The organism is Thiomonas intermedia (assembly GCF_002028405.1).
Lineage (GTDB): Bacteria > Pseudomonadota > Gammaproteobacteria > Burkholderiales > Burkholderiaceae_C > Thiomonas > Thiomonas intermedia.
Map to the genome: position 1 here is coordinate 1,242,463 of NZ_CP020046.1, position 20,568 is coordinate 1,263,030.

Genomic DNA, 20,568 nt, shown 5'->3' on the forward strand with positions numbered 1-20,568 from the left:
GCCGCCGTGCTTCAACGAGAGGTCTGCGACGCCACCGCAGCCGGCTGCGCCGTGGTGGACTCGATCACCATGCGCAGCTCGGTGGGCTCACCCGTCTGGCGCTGCGCCTCGACCAGGGCAAGTGCACCGTCGCGCCAGGTCGGCCGCACCCGCCACCCCAGTTGCGAGAAGCCGCCGTCTTCCAGCGCCGTTGATGGCAGGCCAGCGGCGGGACGGCCGCGCACCCAGTCCTGCAAGGCGGCTTGCGGCAGCGCCACGCCGAGGGCGGCGCGGGTCATGTCGTCAAAAGAGCCGTAGCGCTGCGTCTGCCGTCCATCGTCCAGGCTGGCCTGACCTGGACTCCACGCGGCCTTGGCCATCATTTGCCCCAAGGGCGAGAAGACTTCGAACTCGCCAGAAGCCGCACCTTTCAACACCAGCCGGAATCCGCCGTAGAGCGCCTTCTGCGCATCGGGCTGACCGCTGACGAGTGACAGACGCCCCGCCATGACAAGCGTGTCTGGGGCCTCGGGTGACTGGGAGACCTGCGGCGCGGCGCAGCCGCCCAGAATCAGCGCCGCGGCGCCGAGAAGGGCCGAGCTGAAAACACGGCGCCGCATCAGAACGTCACGCCAAACTTGCGCAGCACCGCCTGCACCATGGTGTCATGCGGCGCGCGATCGATGGCTTCACGCCAGATGGCACGCGCCCGATCACGCTGGCCAAGCTGCCAGAGCACCTCGCCCAGGTGGGCGCCGATTTCCGGATCGGGCCGCGCGTCGTAGGCCTGCTGCAACAGATCGAGCGCCTGATCCTTGCGCCCCGTCTTGTATTCGACCCAGCCCATGCTGTCGAGCACGAAGGGGTTGCCCGGCGACAGCTCCAGCGCACGGGACACCAGCTTGCGGGCTTCGGGCAACTGTTCGCCGCGATCAGCCAGGGTGTAGCCGAGGGCGTTGTAGGCCGGCTGCGAGTCCGGATCGAGCGTGATGGCCTTGCGCAGCATTGCCATCATCTCCTTGAAGTGGCCGCTCTTGTCGGCCATCATCGACGCTTCGTAGAGCAGATCGACATCATCGGGCATCTGCTTGAGCGCGGACTGCAGCAGCCTGAACGACGCCTCGAAATGCCCGGCCTCGCGCAAGATCTGCGCACGGGCCAGCCAGCGATCCTTGCGCTGTGCCGCGCTGCCCCGAGGCAGGGAATCCGCCAGCTTGAGCGCCTCGTCCATCTTGCCCTGCTGCACCAGAATCGCCGCGCGGCTGCTGACGACGGCGAGGCGGTTGTTGGCGTCGGGCTCGATCTGGTCGAGCCAGCGCCGGGCCTGGTCCAGATCGCCCAGCTTGCGCGAGGCCTCCGACAGCGCGAGATAGGCCGGTGTGAGCACCGGCGGCTCGGCCTGGGCGCGCGCCAGACGCAGATACGCCTGCAACGACACCACCGCCTGAGCGGACTGACCGAACTCGGTTTGCAGACTGCCCAGCATCAGCCACGCGGGCGCCAGATCCGGCGCATCCACCACCAGCTTGTCGAGCACCTTGAGCGCAATGCCATCGCGCTGCTGCGCCAGCGCCGCCTGCGCCCATGCCAGACGCAGACCGCTGTCTTTCGGTTGGGCGGCCGCGAACTTCGGCATCGCCGCATCGGCCGCCTGGGGATTGACGGTATAGAGCTGCAGCAGCAAGGCCGCTGCCGGCGAAAGACCGGGGCTGAGGGTCAAAGCATGCAGCGCATCGGCAAAACCGCCTGCGCGGTCACCCGAGCGCGCGCGCAACAGGCCGAGCACCACGTCGGTCTGGGCAAACTGCGACTGTCCGGCCAGCGCTGTGCGCATCATGGCGAGCGTGGCGGCGGGGTCGTTCGCCTGCGCGGCCAGGGGCAGCAGATCGGCAATGGCCTGGCCGCGCTGGGGCTCGGGCGTATGGGCCAGATCCTGCGCAATCGTGGCGCCGGCCTCGGCCGTCCTGCCCATCAACATCTGCAATTGCACGACCCAGGCCCCCGCCTCGCGTGAGCCGGGCATGGCCTTGCGCCACGCCTGAGCCGCAACCAGCGCCTTGTCGGGAGCGCCCGCGCGCAGGGCGATTTCCGCGGCACGGCGGTAGAGCGATTCGGCACCCAGATCCTTCGCAGCCTTGAGCAGCTCGGTGTAGGCGACGCCCGGATGCCCGGTGTTGGCCGCGATTTCTCCCGCAAGCACCGCAAACACCTGCCGCGCCGTTTCCTCCGCGCTGACCCGTTCGGCCGCCTGCTGCGCGAACGCGGTCTCGGGTAGGGAGGCGAACGCCGGAAACAACAAGGCCGACACAAGAACGGCAGCGCGCATGGGAATCCTGAAAGTCGACTGAGGGAAAGGATGCGTGAATCAGACCAGGCCGATTCATGGCGGGATTGTAGAAGTCTGCCATTTCCCCCCTGCGGCACAATGCCGCCATGCCCGAACTCCCCGAAGTCGAAGTCACCCGCCTGGGCCTGGCGCCGGCATTGACCGGTGCCCGCGTGAACGCTCTGCGCCTGGGCAAACCGCTGCGCTGGCCGCTGAACATCGACCCGGCAGCGCTCACCGGCCTGCGCATCGTGGCGCTGCAGCGCCGCGGCAAGTATCTGTTGCTGCGCATGGCACGCACCACGCCGGATGCCAGGACGCCAGACCAGGACATCGCCGGTGTGCTCATCGTGCATCTGGGCATGTCGGGCTCGCTGCGCTGGACTCCTGCCGCGCAAGCACCAGGCCCCCTTTCGCCCCATGATCATGTCGAGTGGCAAACCGACCGAGGGGTGCTGCGGCTGCGCGACCCGCGACGCTTCGGCGCCGTGCTCTGGCATGCGGGCGATGCGGTGCACAACAACGCCCTGCTGCGCAACCTTGGGCCCGAACCGCTGAGTGCCGATTTCGACGGCGCCGCGCTTTTGCGCGCCCTGCGCGGGCGGCATGCGGCCATCAAACCGCTGCTCCTGTCGCAACAGATGGTTGCGGGCGTCGGCAACATCTACGCCTGCGAAGCCTTGTTTCACGCCCGGATCGACCCCCGCACACCCGCGGCGCATCTGCGTCCTGCCGACTGCGAGCGCCTGGCGTCGGCCCTGCGCGAAACCCTGAGCCAGGCCGTGGCACTAGGCGGCAGCAGCCTGCGCGACTTCGCCCACAGCGACGGCGAATTGGGCTACTTCCAGCTTCAGGCCTGGGTCTACGGTCGTGCAGGCTTGCCCTGTCGCCACTGCGCCACGCCCATTCAGCAGATCGTGCAGGGACAGCGCAGCACCTTTTTCTGCCCCAAGTGCCAAAAAATTCTCAAAGCAAAGTCCAGGACGGGGATTCGCTGATCGAAATCAGGCAGACGCTGTGTTTTACTTGCGTCCACCCCGAATCCGATGCGATGCCGCCATGAATCCGCACGTTGAAGCCCCGATTCTCACCGCCGGTCTGTTTGACTACGCCGAATGGCGTGCCGAACGCCTGCACCGCGTCAAATCCCTACTGGCCTGGCTCGAAGAGACCGGGCTCGACCTCGAACAGGCCCGGCCCGTACTGCAGCGGCAGATCCAGCGGCTGGACCATGACCGCATGACTCTGGCCTTCGTCGCCGAGTTCTCGCGCGGCAAGTCCGAGCTGATCAACGCCATCTTCTTCAGCGGCCATGGCCAGCGCATCCTGCCCGCGGGCGCCGGGCGCACCACGATGTGCCCGATGGAGCTGTTCTCCGACCCATCGCAACCCCGCGGCCTGCGCTTGCTGCCCATCGACACGCGCCTGCAGTCGCAGACGCTGGCGCAATGGAAGTCGAGCCCTCAGATCTGGACCCACTTCGAGCTGCCGTCGCAGGATGCGCAGGGCTTGGCCCAGGCGCTCACCCATTTGTCCGACACCCAGCGCGTCCCCCTGGAACGCGCCCAGGAGCTGGGCTTCTTCCACGATGCCGAGGATCTGGCGCAGCTCCAGGTCGATGCCGACGGCGAGGTCGAAATACCGCTGTGGCGCCACGCGCTGGTGAACTTCGCCCACCCCCTGCTCGACCAGGGGCTGAGCATTCTCGACACCCCCGGTCTCAATGCCGTGGGCGCCGAGCCGGAACTGACGCTCTCCCTCATCCCCTCGGCCAACGCCGTGGTCTTCGTGCTGGGGGCCGACACGGGCGTGACGCGCAGCGATCTGGACATCTGGACCCGCCACATCGCCCCCGCCAGCGGCACGCAGACCCTGGTGGCGCTCAACAAGGTCGACTCGCTTTGGGATCCGCTGCTCACCGCGCCGCAGATCTCGGCCAGCATCGATCATCAGGTCCAGACCACCGCCGCAACGCTGCGCCTTGCGAGCGAACGTGTTTTCCCCGTCTCGGCGCACAAGGCCCTGCTGGCCCGCATTCAGGGCGATGGGCCGCTGCTCGCTCGTTCGGGCCTGGGCGCGCTGGAGAATGCGCTCAACCGCGCGGCCAATATCGACCGGCGCAGCATGCTCGACGCCGCCGTGCGCGACGCGGTCGAGCAGGTGCAGTCCGAACTCGGCCAGCAGTTGCGCAAGCAACAGCATGACACCCAGGGCCAGCTCGACGAACTGCTCGGACTGCGCGGCAAGAACACCAATATGGTGGTGCTCATGCTGCAGCGACTGGCCGCGGAGCGCAGCGAATTCGATGCCGGCATGGCGCAGGTGCTGGCGCTGCGCGCCGTCAACAACCGCATGCTCGAACAGTTGCGCGAGCGCTTCGCTTCCAAAGCGGTGCTGCAAGATCTCGAACAGCTCGAATCGCGCATGGGCGGGGCCCTGCTGAAGCTGGGCGTGAAGGGCGAGCTGGCCCGCATCGGCAGTGAACTTCGCAACCGGCTGGTCGAGGCCGAGACGCAGATCGAGGAAATCCGCCAGATGCTGGCCGCCGCCTTCACCCGGGCCAACAGCGAGTTCGGTTTCACCGTGACGGCGCCGCGCGTGCTGAGGCTCAGCAGCCTGATGCAGGAGTTCGACCGCGTGATGCATGCCTACACCGAGCACCTGTCGGGCGTGAACTGGCTGAAGCTGCAGAACAATGCCTACACCCTGCGCACCCTGCGCGGGCTTTCCTCGCGGGTACGAGATCTGTTTGAGCGCGCCCTGCGCGACATCGAAAACTGGGATCGTTCGGCCATCGCCCAGCTCGACAGCCAGGTGCGCGAACGCAAGAAGCAGCTCAACCGGCGTCTGGCCACCCTTCAGCGCATCGAAGACACCAAGGACAGTCTGCACGACCGCATTGGCGAACTCCAGGGGCAGATCGCCCAGAACAGCAGCCTGCAGCGCGGCCTGAACGATCAGGTCCAGCGCGTGCGGCTCGGGTAAGCACGCCGCGCGGGCAGCGCTGGCACAATGCGGGGCGCCTGCACCCCGATGCGCGCCTGCCCACCGTGCCCAATACCGACCAAGCGGCCCAGCCCGCCGAAACCATCCAGCCCCTGCCGGACTTCGCCGACAGATTGGTGCGCTGGCAGCGCCACGATGGCCGCCACGATCTGCCGTGGCAGGTGCGCGACCCCTACCGCGTGTGGCTCTCGGAAATCATGCTGCAGCAGACGCAGGTCGTCACGGTGCTGGACTACTTCGCGCGCTTCACCGCTCGGTTTCCCACGGTGCAGGCGCTGGCAGCGGCGCCCGAGGACGAGGTACTCGCCGCCTGGAGCGGGCTGGGCTATTACCGGCGCGCGCGCCATCTGCATCGCTGCGCGCAGATCGTGGTCGAAGCGCATGGCGGTGCGTTTCCGCAGACCGCAGAAAGCCTGGCGACGCTGCCGGGCATCGGCCCCTCCACGGCGGCGGCCATTGCCGCCTTCTGCTTCGACGAGCGCGCCGCCATACTCGACGGCAACGTCCAGCGGGTGCTCTGCCGCAGTCACGGCATCGACGACCCGGTGCCGTCCACGGCCACCACGCGCAAGCTCTGGTCACTCGCCCGCCGCCTTTTGCCCGAGGCGCCCGACATCGCCGCCTATACCCAGGGCTTGATGGATCTGGGCGCTACCTTGTGCAAGCCACGCCGACCCACCTGCGCCACCTGTCCCTTTGTCGAAGACTGCCGCGCACGCCGATCGGGTGACCCCCAGAGACTGCCCGTGCGTCAGCCCACCCGCAAGACCCGCCCCGAACGCAGCACCGTGATGCTCTGGCTGCGCAACCCTTCAGGCGGGCTCAACTGGCTGGAGAAACGGCCGCAGCAAGGGGTGTGGCCCGGGCTGTGGAGTCTGCCGCAGTTTGATGCCACCGAACAGGCGCTGCAGTTCGCCGCGCGGTTCGGACGGGTCATCGGACATCAGGAACTGGCGACGTTTCGCCACGCGTTCACCCATTTCGAGCTGACCATTCTCCCCCTGCGGGTCGATCTGCAGGTCCAGCCCGGCGTCTCGGAGCCGCAAGGTCAGTGGTTCGACCTTGGTGAAGCCACACAACTGGGCCTGCCTGCGCCGGTGCGCAGCCTGCTGATGCGGCCGATGTCGGCGACAGACGCTCCGCCTCCTTCCGTGCTGCGGGGATGAACCGCACGCGCCACGACGTCTTGCTCCACGGCGTCGATTTCAGCAGTGCGCCCAGCCGCCGCAAACCCATCGTGATCGCGCATGGCCGACTGGCCGTGCAGCAGCCGGGCGTCGTGGTCCTCCAAGATTTCACCCAACTCGAGACGCTCGACGCGTTCAGTCAATGGCTGAACACGCCCGGCCCGTGGATCGGCGCCTTCGATCTGCCCTTCGGTCTGCCGCGTGAACTGGTCGATGCCCTGCGCTGGCCCGGCCATCGTGGCGACGAGACCCCGCTGCCCTGGGAACGTCTGATCATGCATTTGCGCCATCAGAGCCGGGCGCAGCTGCGCGCGATCTTTCGTGAGTTTTGCGCCGCCCGCCCCGCGGGCGCGAAGTTCGCCCACCGCGCCTGCGACCGGCCCGCGGGATCTTCGCCGTCGATGAAATGGGTGAACCCCCCGGTGGCCTGGATGCTGCACGCCGCCGCGCCCCTGCTGCTCGATGCCAACGTGACCTTGCCCGGTCTGCACGCGGGCGACTCTGAGCGCGTGGCGTTCGAGGCCTATCCGGGTCACGCCGCCCGTGCCGTGCTGGGCCGACGCAGCTACAAGAGCGATGACCGTGCCAAGCAAACCACCGAGCGGGAAAGCGCGCGCGATCTGCTGTTGGCGACTTTGGAGTCCGGCCATCATCCTCTGGGCCTCCGCCTACGGTGCACCGGCGAACAACGGCAACAGATGCGGCTCGACCCTCAAGGCGATGCGCTGGACGCTGCGCTGTGTCTGATGCAGGCAGCCTGGGCCTGCCTCAGACGACACGAAGGCTATGGACTGCCCGACGTCATCGACCCCGTCGAAGGGTGGATCGTGAGCGTGCTGCCGCAGCCTTGACCGCCCGGTGCTTCAGACGATGGCCAGATGCCCGGTGTCGCTGCCGATATCGGCGTTGCGGGCCCGTTTGCTGTCGAGCTTGATGCGCAGACGCAGATCGTTGACCGAATCGGCGTTGCGCAGCGCATCTTCGTAGCCGATTTTCTCGGCATCGAACAGGTCGAACAACGACTGGTCGAAGGTCTGCATGCCCAGTTCGCGCGAGCGCCGCATCACGTCCTTGATCTCGGTGAGCTTGCCTTCGAAGATCTGATCGGCAATCAAGGGCGAATTGATCAGGATCTCGACGGCAGCCACGCGCCCCTTGCCCGTCTGCAGCGGCACCAGCCGCTGCGACACCAGCGCGCGCAGATTGAGCGACAAGTCCATCAGGAGTTGCGATCGCCGCTCTTCAGGGAAGAAATTGATGATGCGATCGAGCGCCTGGTTGGCATTGTTGGCGTGCAGCGTGGCCAGCACCAGGTGGCCGGTCTCGGAGAACACCACGGCATGCTCCATGGTCTCGCGGTCGCGGATCTCGCCCATCAGAATGACATCGGGCGCCTGCCGCAGGGTGTTCTTGAGCGCCGCCTCCCAGGTGTCGGTATCGAGCCCCACCTCGCGCTGGGTCACGATGCAGTTCTTGTGCGGATGCACGAACTCGATCGGGTCTTCCACCGTGATGATGTGGCCGTAGGAATTTTCGTTGCGGAAATCGAGCATCGCGGCCATCGAGGTCGATTTGCCCGAGCCCGTGGCGCCGACAAAGATGATGAGTCCGCGCTTGTGCATGGCCAGCGTCTTGAGCACCGGCGGCAATTCCAGGCCGTCGATGGAAGGCAGCTCCTGGGGGATCTGCCGCAGCACGATGCCCACTTTGCCCTGCTGGATGAAGGCATTGCAGCGAAAGCGGGTGAGCCCGGCAGGCGAGATGGCGAAATTGCACTCTTTGGTGCGCTCGAATTCGGCCGACTGCTTGTCGTTCATGATCGAGCGCGCCAGCGCCAGCGTGTGCTGGCTGCTGAGCGCCTGCGACGACAGCTTGGAAACGGCCCCATCGACCTTGATCGCCGGCGGAAAATCGGCGGTGAGGAACAGGTCCGAGCCGCCGCGGCTGATCATCAGCTTGAGCAGATCGTTGATGAATTTGGAAGCCTGATCACGATCCATACGCCCCCCAGCGCTTGTCGGTTTCTTGCATGCCCTGATTCACGGTTCGGGCCTTGGCTCAGCCGCCTGGCGACGTTGCGGCAACGCGCGCGCTGAGCTTGCGCAGCCGCAGCGACAAACGGCGCGCCAGCGAGCCGATGAGACGGCAGGCCGCTGCCGGATCCTGCGCGATCATGCGGTCGAGATCGCTGGCTTCGAGCACGGCGATCTCGCTGTCGGTCAGCGTGGTGCAGTAAGACCAGCGCGGCGCCGCATCGACCAGCGACATCTCGCCCAGCAGACTGCCGGCGCGCACTTCGGTCAGGCGCAGCCGGTCGCCCCAGGGCTGCATGCGATCGACCGCGACCGCCCCGCGCAGCAGGACAACCATGAAGCTGCCCGTCTCACCCTGCGCGATCAGATCGGCATTGGCCTTGACGGTATAGAAGTGAAAGTACTTCACGCAACGCTCCAGGTCGGCGGACGTGAGGCCAGCCATGTACTTGTCCTGCTGCCAGAGTTCGAACAGCCGCTGACCGCCGGTGCTGCGCGACAGTTTGGTGGCGCCAATCTCCGCCGAGCGCTGCGACCAGTCGACCACGCTGTCCAGACTGGAGACTTCCGCGTCGTGGAAGCCGGTGGTGAAGAACTGGGATTCGGGCGCGTCGTCCACCCCGTCTTTGCGCGAACCGGCTCGGAGCTTGTCGAATAGTTTCATGGCCTGCTGGGAACGATGGATGAGGAAGGGTGTTGATGCCGAGGCTGTGCGCTGAATCGCGCGATCAGGCTCCGGGGAAATTCTCGGGCTGCTTGGCCTTGGTGCGCGCCTCGGTGGCGGAGATCACGTTGCGCTTGACCAGATCGGCCAGGTTCTGGTCGAGCGTCTGCATGCCGTAGGACTGGCTCGTCTGGATCATGGAATACATCTGCGCGATCTTGTTTTCGCGGATCAGATTGCGGATGGCTGGCGTGCCGATCATGATTTCATGCGCGGCCACCCGTCCGGAACCGTCCTTTTTCTTGCACAGCGTCTGCGAAATCACGCCGATCAGGGCTTCCGACAGCATGGCGCGCACCATTTCCTTTTCTTCGGCCGGGAACACGTCGACGATACGGTCGATGGTCTTGGGCGCGGAAGAGGTATGCAGGGTGGCGAACACCAGGTGGCCGGTTTCAGACGCGGTCAGCGCCAGCCGGATGGTTTCGAGATCGCGCATTTCGCCCACCAGAATCGCGTCCGGGTCTTCGCGCAGCGCCGAGCGCAGGGCGTTGGAAAAACTCAGGGTGTGCGGCCCGACCTCGCGCTGATTGATCAGCGCCTTGCGGGACTGGTGCACGAACTCGATGGGGTCTTCAATGGTGAGAATGTGGCCGTACTCGGTCTCGTTGTAGTGATTGATCATCGCCGCCAGGGTGGTCGACTTGCCCGAACCCGTGGGCCCGGTGACCAGCACCAGACCCCTCGGCTTGAGTGCGAGATCGGCGAAGATCTTCGGCGCGTTGAGATCGTCGAGCGTGAGCACCTTGCTCGGAATGGTGCGGAACACCGCGCCGGCGCCGCGCGCCTGGTTGAAGGCATTGACCCGGAAACGCGCCAGCTGCGGCACTTCGAAGGAGAAATCGACCTCGAGGAACTCCTCGTAATGCTTGCGCTGCGAATCGCTCATGATGTCGTACACCATGGCATGCACCGCCTTGTGATCGAGCGGCTCGACGTTGATGCGCCGCACGTCGCCGTGCACGCGGATCATGGGCGGCAGGCCGGCGGACAGATGCAGATCGGATGCGTCGTTCTTGACGCTGAAAGCGAGAAGTTGGGTAATGTCCAAGCGATGTCTCCCCCGAGCAAGCTTGTGCGTGACGGTGCGTAAGCGATTCGGCTATCTTAAGGTCAGAACATCGGTTTGCCGCAATTCGCCGGCCCGGCCTGCGCCGATGTGTTGTTTCGACCCCCCGTTTTCCACACGCATGTCGCTCGAACACTCTCTGGCCTCGGTGCGCCAGCGCATCGAACAGGCCGCCAAGTCCGCCGGACGCGACCCGCGGTCCGTCACCCTGCTGGCCGTGTCCAAGACCTTTCCCGCGCACGACGTCGCCCATGCCGCATCGCTCGGACAGATCGATTTCGGCGAAAACTATGTGCAGGAAGCGATGGACAAGATCGCCGCGCTGCGCCCGGACTGGCCCGCCCTGCAGTGGCACTTCATCGGCCCCCTGCAGAGCAACAAGACCCGAGACGTCGCCGCACATTTCGACTGGGTGCACAGCATCGACCGGCTGAAACTGGCCCAGCGACTGAACGATCAGCGACCGGCAGATCGGCCGCCCCTGCAGGTCTGCATCCAGGTCAACGTGGACGACGAAGCCACCAAGAGCGGCGTGCGCGTGGAAGACGCCGGGGCTCTGGCGGCGGCGGTGGCTGCCCTGCCCAGGCTGCGCCTGCGCGGCCTCATGTGCATTCCCGAGGCGAGAACCGGGACCAGCGCCCAGCGCGAGCCATTCGCGCGGCTGCGCCTGCTGCGCGACGCCATGGCCGCCGAACACGGACTGGCGCTCGACACCCTGTCCATGGGCATGAGCGCCGATCTCGAAGCCGCGATCCTGGAAGGCGCCACCCTCGTCCGGGTGGGATCGGCTATTTTTGGGGCGCGCAGCCCGCGCTCGCCCTGAGCATCGGTAGGGCGCCTGTCGGCGTTCCCGGCGCGTCTGCGTTGACGACTCCATCGCGCACCATTCCGGGCGCCAGCTTCCTGTCCGCCAATACGCGGGCTGATGAAAGGATCTGTCATGCGCCTGCCCATCGCCTTGATCACGCTTTTGGCGCTCGCCGGTTGTGGCGGCGGAGGAGGCGACTCGTCGCCTCCTCCGCCCGCCGGCACCCCGTCCAGCCCCAGCATGGCCCAGCGCACGGCCGCCGCTGCGGCCACGGCGCAGGGCAACGCCTACTGCACCGCGGTGCAGCCGTTCTATTGGGAAATCGGCAACGCCAGCCAGGCTCTGGCGTCGGGCTCGGTCAATGCACCGAGTGACGGCAACACGCCGGTCTACACCGCCTCCAGCGCGATGAGCATTGCCTCGGCCTCGAAATGGATCTATGCCGCCTATGTGGTGCAGAAACAGGGCGGCCAACTCAGTGCTTCCGACGTGTCCTTTCTACATTTCACCAGCGGCTACGTCAGCTTCAGCACCTGCCTGCCGGGGCAGACCGTCGATGCGTGCGCCAACTACATGAACAACGGTGTGCTCTCGCCCAATGCGGTGGGCTATTTTTCCTACGGTGGCGGGCCCATGGAACAGCATGCCGACCGCATCGGCCTGGGGCCACTCGACAACGCTGCGCTGGCCAGCGAGATCATGTCGCAGCTCGGCAGCGATGTGCCTCTGGCGTACAGCCAGCCGCAGCTCGCCGGGGGTGTGGTCACCACTCCCGCCGCCTATGCCGTATTTCTGCGCAAGATGCTGGGCGGGCCATTGCAGATGGGAACGATGCTGGGCGAAGACGCAGTCTGCACCAACCCGGCCACCTGCCCCACCGCGCTCAACACCCCCATTCCGCAGTCGGAAAGCTGGACTTACTCGCTTGGTCACTGGGTGGAGAGCGACCCCACGGTGGGCGACGGCGCGTTCAGCAGCGCCGGCGCCTTCGGTTTTTATCCCTGGATCGATGCGAGCAAGACCTGGTACGGCATCCTGGCCAGACGCGACAGCGGAGGCAATAACGACGGCTACGCCTCGGCGCAATGTGGACGTCTGATCCGCAAGGCGTGGATCAGCGGCGTGGCCCCATGATCGCGCGGCGAGCGTGGGTGAGCGGCCGGGTGCAGGACGTGTCCTTCCGCGCCTTGACCCGCATGCAGGCCGAAAGGCTCGGGCTGCGCGGCCATGCGCTGAACCTGCCCGATGGCCGGGGGGAAGGGCTCGTCTGCGGCGAGGCGCAGACCATCGAAGCCCTGCTGCGCTGGCCGCACACCGGCTCGCCTGCCGCGCGGGTCGAGGCCGTGCACGTCGAACCAGCAGACCCAGCCGACTGCCCGACGGCTTTCGCACACTGTGACTACCACAGATCGGGATAACCCCAATCAGGCTTCTAGTTCTAATACGAACTAACCTTCGAGCAGCGTGAGATTGCGCTGAAAGAGCAACGGCAGGCCGACGTCATACCGGCCGCCTCATCCGTTCACCCACGAAGGAATCACCATGAGCAAAGTCATCGTTGTCTATCACTCCGGCTACGGCCACACCCGCCGCGTGGCGCAGCATGTGGCGCAAGGCGCTCAGGCCGATCTGATGGAAATCGACGCCGAAGGCAATCTGCCGCCCGACGGACTGGACCGCCTGAACGCGGCCGACGCCATCATCTTCGGCGCGCCCACCTATATGGGCAGCCCGAGCTGGCAGTTCAAGAAATTCGCCGATGCCACCTCCAAGGCCTGGTTCACCCGGTCCTGGCAGGACAAGGTGTTCGGCGGCTTCACCAACAGCGCCAGCCTCAACGGCGACAAACAGGTCTCGCTGATCGCCATGCAGACGCTGGCTTCGCAACACGGAGGCGTCTGGGTGAGCCTGGGCCTGCTACCGAGCAACAGCAAGGCCGCCACGCGCAACGATCCCAACAACCTCGGGGGCTCGGTCGGGCTGCTGGTGCAGTCGCCCTCGGATGCCAGCGTCGATGAAATCCCCCAGGGCGATCTCGACACCGCCAGCCGCTACGGCCAGCGCGTGGCGGGCGTGGCGGCCAAGCTCCACGCGGCCTGAGACCTTGCCCGAAGCGCCCGGGGCCGGGCGCTTCGGGCTGCTCAGCGTCGCAAGTCCCGGCCCGCTCGCACGGCGTCGGCCAGTTGGCCAAGGACGGCCACCGTGGGCTCCCAGCCGATGCAGCCGTCGGTGATGCTCTGCCCATACCGCAGCGCCGACAAATCTGCCGTGAGCGCCTGCTTGCCCTCGACCAGATGGCTCTCGAGCATGACGCCGTGAATGCGGCGGCTGCCCGCGGCGATCTGCGCCGCGATCTCTGCCGCCACCTGCGGCTGAAGCCGATAGTCGCTCTGGCTGTTGGCATGGCTGCAGTCGATCATCACCCGGCCTGGCAGATCGGCCGCCTGTAGCGCAGCCACGGCCGCCTCCACGCTGGCGGCATCGAAATTCGGCCCCGCATCGCCACCCCGCAGGATGAGGTGGCAATCGGCATTGCCCGTCGTGGTGATCACCATGGCCCGACCGTCCAGCGAGATCGAGGGAAAGCGGTGAGATTGCGCCGCCACCACGATGGCGTCCACCGCCGTCTGCAGCTTGCCGCTGGTCGGGTTCTTGAACCCCAGCGGGGCCGACAGCGCCGAGGCCATCTGCCGATGCAGCGGGCTTTCGGTGGTGCGCGCACCGATGGCGCCCCAAGTCAGCAGTTCCGCGTAGTACTGCGGGGTGACCAGATCGAGAATTTCCGAAGCCGCGGGAATGCCCAGCTGCGCACAAGCCACCAGCAGGCTTCTTGCCTTGAGCAAGCCCTGGTGAAGGTCGCCGCGGCCGTCCAGATCGGGGTCGTAGATCATGCCCTTCCAGCCCAGACGGGTGCGGGGCTTCTCGAAATACACCCGCATCACCAGAAACAAGGCATCGTCGAAGCGGGCCACCACGTCGTGCAGGCGGCGCGCATAGTCAATGGCCGCCGCGGTGTCGTGGATGGAGCAAGGCCCGACAACGACCATCAGCCGGTCGTCATCACCCCGCACGATGTCGCGCACGGTCTGACGCCAACCCGAGATGGCCTGGGCCTGGGCTTCGCTGACGGGCACTTCGGCCCGCAATTCGTTCGGCGTGGGCAACAGCGCTTCCCGCGCAATGTGAAGATCGGCGATACGCGTCGACATGACCATCCTTGACCTAGAAATAGCGCTCACGGGCTCTGAAGCCCGCGCAGATCGGGCAGCCCGACATCAGCCGTTTGGCGCGCGAGTTGCAGGGCCGATGTTTCGTCGGCGCGCGCCAGTTCGGTCAACACCCGCAGCCAGAGCGCAGGCTGCTGCGGCAGCGGCGTGCAGTAGAGCAGGTCGCCACCCCGCTGCACCGCCAGAACCGGAAAGCTGGGCGGCTCGTAGTCGCCGAGCGCATCGGCGCGATCCTCGACATCGATCCAGACCCAGCGCACCACGATCTCGGGCGGCAGTTGTGCCGCCAGCGCGTCGAAACCCGCACGCCAGTCGCGGCAGATGCCGCACCACTGGGCGCACAGGCAAGCGACGAGCAAAGGCTCCATGCGCCAAAGACCGGTTCAGCGCAACGCCTTGAAGCGCAGACGGTGCGGCCGCGCGCCCTCCTCGCCCAGACGGCGCTTCTTGTCGGCCTCGTATTCCTGGTAGTTGCCCGAAAAGAAGGTCCACTGCGAATCGCCCTCGGCGGCGAGAATGTGGGTGGCGATGCGGTCGAGGAACCAGCGGTCGTGGCTCGACACCATGATGCAGCCCGCGAACTCCAGCAGCGCGTCTTCGAGCGCGCGCAGGGTTTCGACATCGAGGTCGTTGGAAGGCTCGTCGAGCAGCAGCACATTGCCGCCCGAAATCAGCGTCTTGGCCAGATGCAGCCGCCCGCGCTCCCCGCCGGAGAGATTGCCGACGATCTTCTGCTGATCGCCGCCCTTGAAATTGAACCGCCCGCAATAGGCGCGCGAAGGCACCTGGAACTTGCCCACGTTGAGAATGTCGAGTCCGTCGGACACGGCCTCCCATACCGTCTTGTCGTCGGGCAGGGCCTCGCGGCTCTGGTCTTCGTACACCAGCTTGACCGTGGGTCCGACGGTGATCTCGCCGGCATCGGGCTTGTCCTTGCCCGCAATCATGCGGAACAGCGTGGACTTGCCCGCGCCGTTGGGGCCGATGACGCCGACGATGGCGCCCGGCGGCAGCTTGAAGCTCAGGTCGTCGATCAACAAACGCTCGCCATGTGCCTTGCGCACGCTCTTGAACTCGATGACCTCATTGCCCAGGCGATCGGCCACGGGAATGAAAATCTCGTTGGTCTCGTTGCGCTTCTGGTACTCGATGCTCGACAGCTCTTCGAACCGGGCCATGCGCGCCTTGCTCTTGGCCTGGCGGCCCTTGGGGTTCTGCCGCACCCATTCGAGCTCCTGCTTCATGGTCTTGAGGTGAGACGCCTCACTGCGCGACTCCTGCTCCAGCCGCGCTTCCTTCTGCTCCAGCCAGTTGCTGTAGTTGCCCTTGAACGGAATGCCCGAGCCGCGATCGAGTTCGAGAATCCACTCGGCCGCGTTGTCGAGGAAATAGCGGTCGTGGGTGACGGCCACCACGGTGCCGGGAAAGCGGTGCAGGAACTGCTCCAGCCAGTCCACGCTTTCGGCGTCGAGGTGGTTGGTCGGCTCATCGAGCAGCAGCATGTCGGGCTTGGAGAGCAACAGGCGGCACAGCGCCACGCGGCGCTTTTCACCGCCCGACAGCGGCCCGACAAGCGCCTCCCAGGACGGCAGGCGCAGCGCATCAGCGGCCACTTCCATCTGCAGGTCGGTGTTGTCGCCCTCGCCCGCCGAGATGATGGCTTCGAGCTGCGCCTGTTCCTCGGCCAGCTTGTCGAAGTCGGCATCGGGTTCGGCGTACTCGGCGTAAACCTCCTCCAGGCGCTTTTTCGCCGCCAGCACGCCGCCTAGGCCTTCTTCCACCGCCTCGCGCACCGTCTGGGCGGGGTCGAGCTGGGGCTCCTGCGGCAGATAGCCGATGCGCAGCCCCGTCATCGGCACGGCTTCGCCTTCGATGTCGGTATCCACTCCGGCCATGATCTTGAGCAGCGTGGACTTGCCCGAACCGTTCAGACCGAGCACGCCGATCTTGGCGCCGGGAAAGAATGACAGCGAGATGTCCTTGAGGATCTGCCGCTTGGGCGGGACGATCTTGCCGACCCGGTTCATGGTGAAAACGTATTGAGCCATCTTTATCCTGAATCTGTCTGGAGTGAAAGCGCCCGCAGGGCTGCAGGCCAAGCCGTATTGTCGCCGCAAGGACACAGCGATCACGCAGTGCAGCAAGAATTCCACTACCATAGCGCCCAGCGGCCATGTCCAGTCTCCCAGCCGCAGTCACTTTTGACTCCTGCCGAGCCTCTCGGCCCACCCCATCTGTTGCAGACTGGCGCGCTAAGTCAGCGTGGTGGCAGAGTCTTGGGGCCGTTCACACACAGCCCCGGAAAGCTTCTTCTCACATGTCTTTTCAAGATCTGGGCCTGATCGAGCCCATCGTGCGCGCTGTTGCCGAACAAGGCTACACCGAGCCCACACCCATTCAACAACAAGCCATTCCCGTCGTCCTTGCCGGCCATGACCTGCTCGCGGCCGCGCAGACCGGCACCGGCAAGACCGCGGGCTTCACCCTGCCGCTGCTGCAGCGTCTGGGCGGCGGCGAGTCTGCGCGCAACGCCAAGGGCCGCGCCATTCCCCGCGCGCTCATCCTCACGCCCACCCGCGAACTCGCCGCGCAGGTGCATGAAAACCTCGCCGCGTATGGCCGACATCTCAAACTGCAGAGCATGACCATGTACGGCGGCGTCGGCATGCAGCCGCAGATCAACGCCCTGGCACGCGGCATGGACATCGTGGTGGCCACGCCAGGCCGCCTGCTCGACCATCATGGTCAGCGCCATATCGACCTGTCGGCCGTGCAGATGCTGGTGCTCGACGAAGCCGACCGCATGCTCGACATGGGCTTCGTGCACGACATGCGCCGCATCGTCGCCCTGCTGCCCAAGCAGCGCCAGAACCTGCTGTTCTCGGCCACGTTCTCGGACGACATCAAGCGCCTGGCCGGAGACTTCCTGGTCAACCCGCAACAGGTTTCGGTCGCCCGCCAGAACGCCACGGCCGATCTGGTCGAACAGATCGTGTTTCCGGTGGACCGCGACCGCAAGCGCGACATGCTGGTGCACCTCATCCGTGAACGCAACTGGGAACAGACGCTGGTGTTCACGCGCACCAAGCATGGCGCCAACCGTCTCGCCGAGCAGCTCGACAAGGACGGTCTCAAGGCCACCGGCTTTCACGGCAACAAGACGCAGTCGGCCCGGCTGCGCGCGCTGGCCGATTTCAAGAGCGGCAAGCTGCAAGTGCTCGTCGCCACCGACATCGCCGCGCGCGGCATCGACATCGATCAGCTGCCCGTGGTGGTGAACTACGAGCTGCCCAACATTCCCGAGGACTATGTGCACCGCATCGGCCGCACCGGCCGTGCCGGCAGCACCGGCCAGGCGGTTTCGCTGGTCTGCGTGGACGAACTCGGTTTCCTGCGCGACATCGAAAAACTGGTGCGCAACCCCATTTCGCAGCAGGTCATTCCCGGCTTCGAACCCGATCCCAACGCCAAGGCCCAGCCCATCGTCATGGGCCGCACCGTGCTGCATGGCGGCGAACGCCGCGGCGGTGCGGGCGGTCAGGGCCAGCGCCGCCAGGGTGCTGGTGGACCTGGCGCAGGCCAGGGGGCCAAGCGCGGCGACGGCCGCCCCGGTCAAGCGCGTTCCTCGCAGGCGCCCGCCAACGCCAAACCTCAGGGCCAGCGCCAGTCGGGCGCTGGCGCCAAGTCGGCGACCGGCAATCTGCCGCCCGAGCGCCGTGCCGATTCCTGGCAGAGCACGCCCTGGGTCGAGCTCGATCTGCCGCCTCATATGCGCAACGGCCAGGGCCGTGGACGCCGCCCCTCAGGGGGTGGACAGAACGCCGGCTTCGGCGGCCAGCGCCGCCAGGGCGGTGGTCAGCGCAGCCGCTGACGCAGGAATTGCGATCGGGCAATTCCTCCGGAATCGCCCGGCCATATTCGCGTCGTAGGGGATTTTTCGGGACATAGCATTCCGCGCATCTATCTCGATACGCCGGAGTGTCACGCATGTTCAAGTCCCCTCTTCATCATCTCAGCGTCATGGCGCTGGTCGAAGGATCGTCGCTCATCGCCCTGGTGCTGCTGGCCGTGCCGCTGAAGTACGCGGCCGATTGGCCCGTCGGGGTGAAGATCATCGGGCCGATTCACGGCGCCCTGTTCATCTGGGCCACCATCGCATTGGTGGTGACGCTCTCGCGCGGGCAGCTCTCGCCCTTGCGCAGCCTGGGCGTGCTGCTCGCTTCGCTCATTCCGTTCGGCGGGCTGTGGTCGCACCGCATGATGCGCCGCCAGCTCGACAAGGCGCCCGCCGCGGCAGTCTGAACTACTGCAGCGCCAGTTGCACCGCCCCGCTGTGGGTGAAGGGAATCTGCAGCATGGTCTGGCCGATCTCGGCCGTCCCCAGAATCACGTAGCGCACCATGCCATCGGGCGGCAGGGTGGCGATGAGGCCGAGCAGGATCGTGCTGTTCACGACGACCTGCACGGGCACCTGGGCCTGCTGTTGCGCGGCGATGGTGACCGGCGCGGTACTCACCCCCTGCGCCACCTCCAGACCGTTGAACTGAAGCTGGAATCGAAGTTTCTGCAGCGGCAACGCCAGACCGCCCGTGTTGCGGATGTTGAGGGTGAGATCGAGGATGGCGGTGGCCCCTTGCAGCGCCACACTGTCCACGCTGCGGATCGACACCTCCGGGGCCGAGCCGATGGGCTGCGCCCAAGCTGGCGCCCAGGCGAAAAGCAGCGCGCTCATCAGCGCATGCAGCACAACCCGCCAGACCCGCATCGACCACGACACGGTCAATGCCCTGCGTAGTCCACCAGGGTGAACAGCGGCAGCCCCGCGTCGCGCAGCAGTTGCGATCCGCCGAGTTCGGGCAGATCGACGATGGCCGCCCCCTCGATCACGCTGGCCCCGAGCTTTTCGAGCAGGCGTTTGCCGGCCATCATGGTGCCGCCGGTGGCGATGAGGTCGTCGATGAGCAGCACGCAGTCGCCGGGGCGCACGGCATCGGTGTGGATCTCCACGGTGGCGCTGCCGTATTCGAGTTCGTATTCCTCGGACACCGTGGCGAAGGGCAGCTTGCCCTTCTTGCGGATGGGCACGAAGCCGATGTTCAGTTCGTAGGCGATGACGGCGCCGAGAATGAAGCCGCGCGCATCGATGCCGGCCACCACGTCCGGGCGCAGATCGGGGGCCATGTAGCGATGCACGAACTGGTCGATGAGCACGCGGAACACCCGCGGGTTCTGCAGCAGCGGTGTGATGTCGCGGAACTGCACGCCGGGCGAAGGCCAGTCGGGCACGGTGCGGATGTGTTGGCGCAGATAGTCGATGACATTCATGGTGAAACCGTCGAGAAGAAAAGTCAGCCCGCCGCGCCGTCGCCGAAGACGTCGTGATACGACGCAAACGAAGCCCCCGACAGCACGGGAAACAACACCAGCAGCCCCAAGCCGAAAGGCAGCATGGCCACCAGCGAAATCGGCAGCAGCAGCACGGTGAACAGCGTGATGGGCGCCAGATTGGCAAAGCCGGCCCGCACCGACAGCTTCACCGCGCCCCAGGGACGCACGCCCCCGATCGCCACCAGGGTGTTGACGAACCAGAACGCCACGCTGAACAGGTAGAGGGCCAGCAGGACCAGGAGCAACAGCGTCATGAGCGAACCCGCCAAGGCGCCCACGCCCGCGGTCAGGCCCATGCCAGGCGTCATGATCTTGGCGAACGCGCCAAAGCTGGCCAGACCCAGGCCGAACATCGCGCCCAACCCCATCACGATCGCCGCGCCGATCACCCCGCCCAGCGCCAGCACCAGCAAGGAAACCAGCAAGAGCGGGCCGAGGCGGCGCGTCCACATCTGGCTCGACGCCGACAGCGCGCCCTCGTTCTGCGGCTCCACCGGCATACCCTGCGGCGTGATCTCCCGCGCCCGCGTCACCCGCTGGCGCAGCAGTGCCGCAAAGATCACCCCGAATGCCAGCAGCGGCAGACTCAGCCATTGCGAGAGCATGCCCCCCAGCGGCAGCTCGCCCAGCAGCCACAGCAGCACGAGCATGGCCACGGCCAGACCGATCCACGGCAGCGGCGCCAGGGTAAAGCTGCGCCATCCCTCGACCCACCAGCGCAGGCCATGACCGGCCGGAACACGGCGATAAACGGGTTCGGGAACAACGACATCGATGGGGGTCATGGCGGGCAGCCCGAGGCGAAGGACTGCCCATTATCT

At 66.3% G+C, this 20,568-nt stretch carries 21 protein-coding genes; 10 read left to right on the forward strand and 11 right to left on the reverse strand.

What is annotated here, in order from left to right; genetic code table 11:
- Window positions 1-11: 11 nt before the first annotated feature.
- Window positions 12-599, reverse strand: a complete 588-nt coding sequence (locus BVH73_RS05805) for a lipoprotein insertase outer membrane protein LolB (protein ID WP_079416923.1) — start codon at window positions 597-599, stop codon at window positions 12-14.
- Window positions 599-2,305, reverse strand: coding sequence for a tetratricopeptide repeat protein (locus BVH73_RS05810; RefSeq protein WP_079416925.1), 1,707 nt, complete (start codon window positions 2,303-2,305; stop codon window positions 599-601). The genes BVH73_RS05805 and BVH73_RS05810 overlap by 1 nt, the downstream gene beginning before the upstream one ends.
- Before the next feature lie 107 nt (window positions 2,306-2,412).
- Here BVH73_RS05810 and mutM point away from each other — a divergent pair, with 107 nt between their 5' ends.
- The 4 genes from mutM to BVH73_RS05830 all read left to right on the forward strand — a co-directional run bounded on the left by mutM (window position 2,413) and on the right by BVH73_RS05830 (window position 7,349).
- Complete coding sequence (gene mutM / locus BVH73_RS05815) at window positions 2,413-3,303, forward strand: bifunctional DNA-formamidopyrimidine glycosylase/DNA-(apurinic or apyrimidinic site) lyase (RefSeq protein WP_079416927.1); 891 nt, start codon at window positions 2,413-2,415, stop codon at window positions 3,301-3,303.
- Window positions 3,304-3,364: 61 nt separating this feature from the next.
- On the forward strand, window positions 3,365-5,290 hold the full coding sequence (locus BVH73_RS05820; protein ID WP_079416929.1) for a dynamin family protein: 1,926 nt from the start codon (window positions 3,365-3,367) through the stop codon (window positions 5,288-5,290).
- A 56-nt stretch (window positions 5,291-5,346) separates the two neighbouring features.
- On the forward strand, window positions 5,347-6,477 hold the full coding sequence (mutY, locus tag BVH73_RS05825; protein WP_079416931.1) for an A/G-specific adenine glycosylase: 1,131 nt from the start codon (window positions 5,347-5,349) through the stop codon (window positions 6,475-6,477).
- A complete protein-coding gene (locus tag BVH73_RS05830; protein ID WP_079416933.1) occupies window positions 6,474-7,349 on the forward strand; it encodes a DUF429 domain-containing protein in 876 nt (291 codons plus the stop codon). Before mutY ends, BVH73_RS05830 begins: the two co-directional genes overlap by 4 nt.
- A gap of 12 nt (window positions 7,350-7,361) precedes the next feature.
- On the opposite strand, the gene BVH73_RS05835 is transcribed toward BVH73_RS05830, so the two are convergent.
- The 3 genes from BVH73_RS05835 to BVH73_RS05845 form a co-directional block, all read right to left on the reverse strand.
- Window positions 7,362-8,498 carry a PilT/PilU family type 4a pilus ATPase gene (locus BVH73_RS05835; protein WP_079416935.1) on the reverse strand — a complete coding sequence of 379 codons (1,137 nt, stop codon included), beginning with the start codon at window positions 8,496-8,498 and terminating at the stop codon, window positions 7,362-7,364.
- Between the two features lie 58 nt (window positions 8,499-8,556).
- Window positions 8,557-9,195, reverse strand: a complete 639-nt coding sequence (locus BVH73_RS05840) for a cyclic nucleotide-binding domain-containing protein (protein ID WP_079416937.1) — start codon at window positions 9,193-9,195, stop codon at window positions 8,557-8,559.
- Between the two features lie 64 nt (window positions 9,196-9,259).
- Window positions 9,260-10,306, reverse strand: a complete 1,047-nt coding sequence (locus BVH73_RS05845; RefSeq protein WP_079416939.1) for a type IV pilus twitching motility protein PilT — start codon at window positions 10,304-10,306, stop codon at window positions 9,260-9,262.
- A gap of 139 nt (window positions 10,307-10,445) precedes the next feature.
- Here BVH73_RS05845 and BVH73_RS05850 point away from each other — a divergent pair, with 139 nt between their 5' ends.
- The 4 genes from BVH73_RS05850 to BVH73_RS05865 all read left to right on the forward strand — a co-directional run bounded on the left by BVH73_RS05850 (window position 10,446) and on the right by BVH73_RS05865 (window position 13,232).
- Window positions 10,446-11,147 (forward strand): YggS family pyridoxal phosphate-dependent enzyme, encoded by a 702-nt coding sequence (locus BVH73_RS05850; RefSeq protein ID WP_079416941.1) that lies wholly within the window; start codon window positions 10,446-10,448, stop codon window positions 11,145-11,147.
- Between the two features lie 117 nt (window positions 11,148-11,264).
- Window positions 11,265-12,266 (forward strand): hypothetical protein, encoded by a 1,002-nt coding sequence (locus BVH73_RS05855; protein ID WP_245800433.1) that lies wholly within the window; start codon window positions 11,265-11,267, stop codon window positions 12,264-12,266.
- Complete coding sequence (locus BVH73_RS05860; RefSeq protein WP_079416945.1) at window positions 12,263-12,550, forward strand: acylphosphatase; 288 nt, start codon at window positions 12,263-12,265, stop codon at window positions 12,548-12,550. The genes BVH73_RS05855 and BVH73_RS05860 overlap by 4 nt, the downstream gene beginning before the upstream one ends.
- 124 nt (window positions 12,551-12,674) lie before the next feature.
- Entirely contained in the window at window positions 12,675-13,232 is a 558-nt protein-coding gene (locus tag BVH73_RS05865) for a flavodoxin family protein (protein WP_079416947.1), read from the forward strand.
- Between the two features lie 41 nt (window positions 13,233-13,273).
- Here BVH73_RS05865 and BVH73_RS05870 read toward each other — a convergent pair whose 3' ends face one another.
- From BVH73_RS05870 to ettA, 3 genes are read right to left on the reverse strand one after another with little or no spacing between them, the layout of a single operon-like run.
- Window positions 13,274-14,341: a 3-deoxy-7-phosphoheptulonate synthase gene (locus BVH73_RS05870; protein ID WP_079420380.1), complete on the reverse strand. Its 1,068-nt coding sequence runs from the start codon at window positions 14,339-14,341 to the stop codon at window positions 13,274-13,276.
- A gap of 26 nt (window positions 14,342-14,367) precedes the next feature.
- Complete coding sequence (locus BVH73_RS05875) at window positions 14,368-14,727, reverse strand: thioredoxin domain-containing protein (RefSeq protein WP_079416949.1); 360 nt, start codon at window positions 14,725-14,727, stop codon at window positions 14,368-14,370.
- Between the two features lie 15 nt (window positions 14,728-14,742).
- A complete protein-coding gene (ettA, locus tag BVH73_RS05880) occupies window positions 14,743-16,407 on the reverse strand; it encodes an energy-dependent translational throttle protein EttA (protein WP_079416951.1) in 1,665 nt (554 codons plus the stop codon).
- 269 nt (window positions 16,408-16,676) lie between these two features.
- On the opposite strand from ettA, the gene BVH73_RS05885 reads away from it, so the two are divergent.
- Complete coding sequence (locus BVH73_RS05885) at window positions 16,677-18,230, forward strand: DEAD/DEAH box helicase (protein ID WP_079416953.1); 1,554 nt, start codon at window positions 16,677-16,679, stop codon at window positions 18,228-18,230.
- Window positions 18,231-18,346: 116 nt separating this feature from the next.
- A complete protein-coding gene (locus BVH73_RS05890) occupies window positions 18,347-18,661 on the forward strand; it encodes a DUF3817 domain-containing protein (RefSeq protein ID WP_079416955.1) in 315 nt (104 codons plus the stop codon).
- A gap of 1 nt (window position 18,662) precedes the next feature.
- On the opposite strand, the gene BVH73_RS05895 is transcribed toward BVH73_RS05890, so the two are convergent.
- The 3 genes from BVH73_RS05895 to BVH73_RS05905 are packed head-to-tail and all read right to left on the reverse strand — an operon-like array spanning window position 18,663 to window position 20,532.
- On the reverse strand, window positions 18,663-19,136 hold the full coding sequence (locus BVH73_RS05895; protein ID WP_154048431.1) for an LEA/WHy family protein: 474 nt from the start codon (window positions 19,134-19,136) through the stop codon (window positions 18,663-18,665).
- A 2-nt stretch (window positions 19,137-19,138) separates the two neighbouring features.
- Window positions 19,139-19,684: an adenine phosphoribosyltransferase gene (locus BVH73_RS05900; protein ID WP_079416959.1), complete on the reverse strand. Its 546-nt coding sequence runs from the start codon at window positions 19,682-19,684 to the stop codon at window positions 19,139-19,141.
- 23 nt (window positions 19,685-19,707) lie between these two features.
- Window positions 19,708-20,532 carry a DUF7847 domain-containing protein gene (locus BVH73_RS05905; RefSeq protein ID WP_079416961.1) on the reverse strand — a complete coding sequence of 275 codons (825 nt, stop codon included), beginning with the start codon at window positions 20,530-20,532 and terminating at the stop codon, window positions 19,708-19,710.
- Window positions 20,533-20,568: the final 36 nt, after the last annotated feature.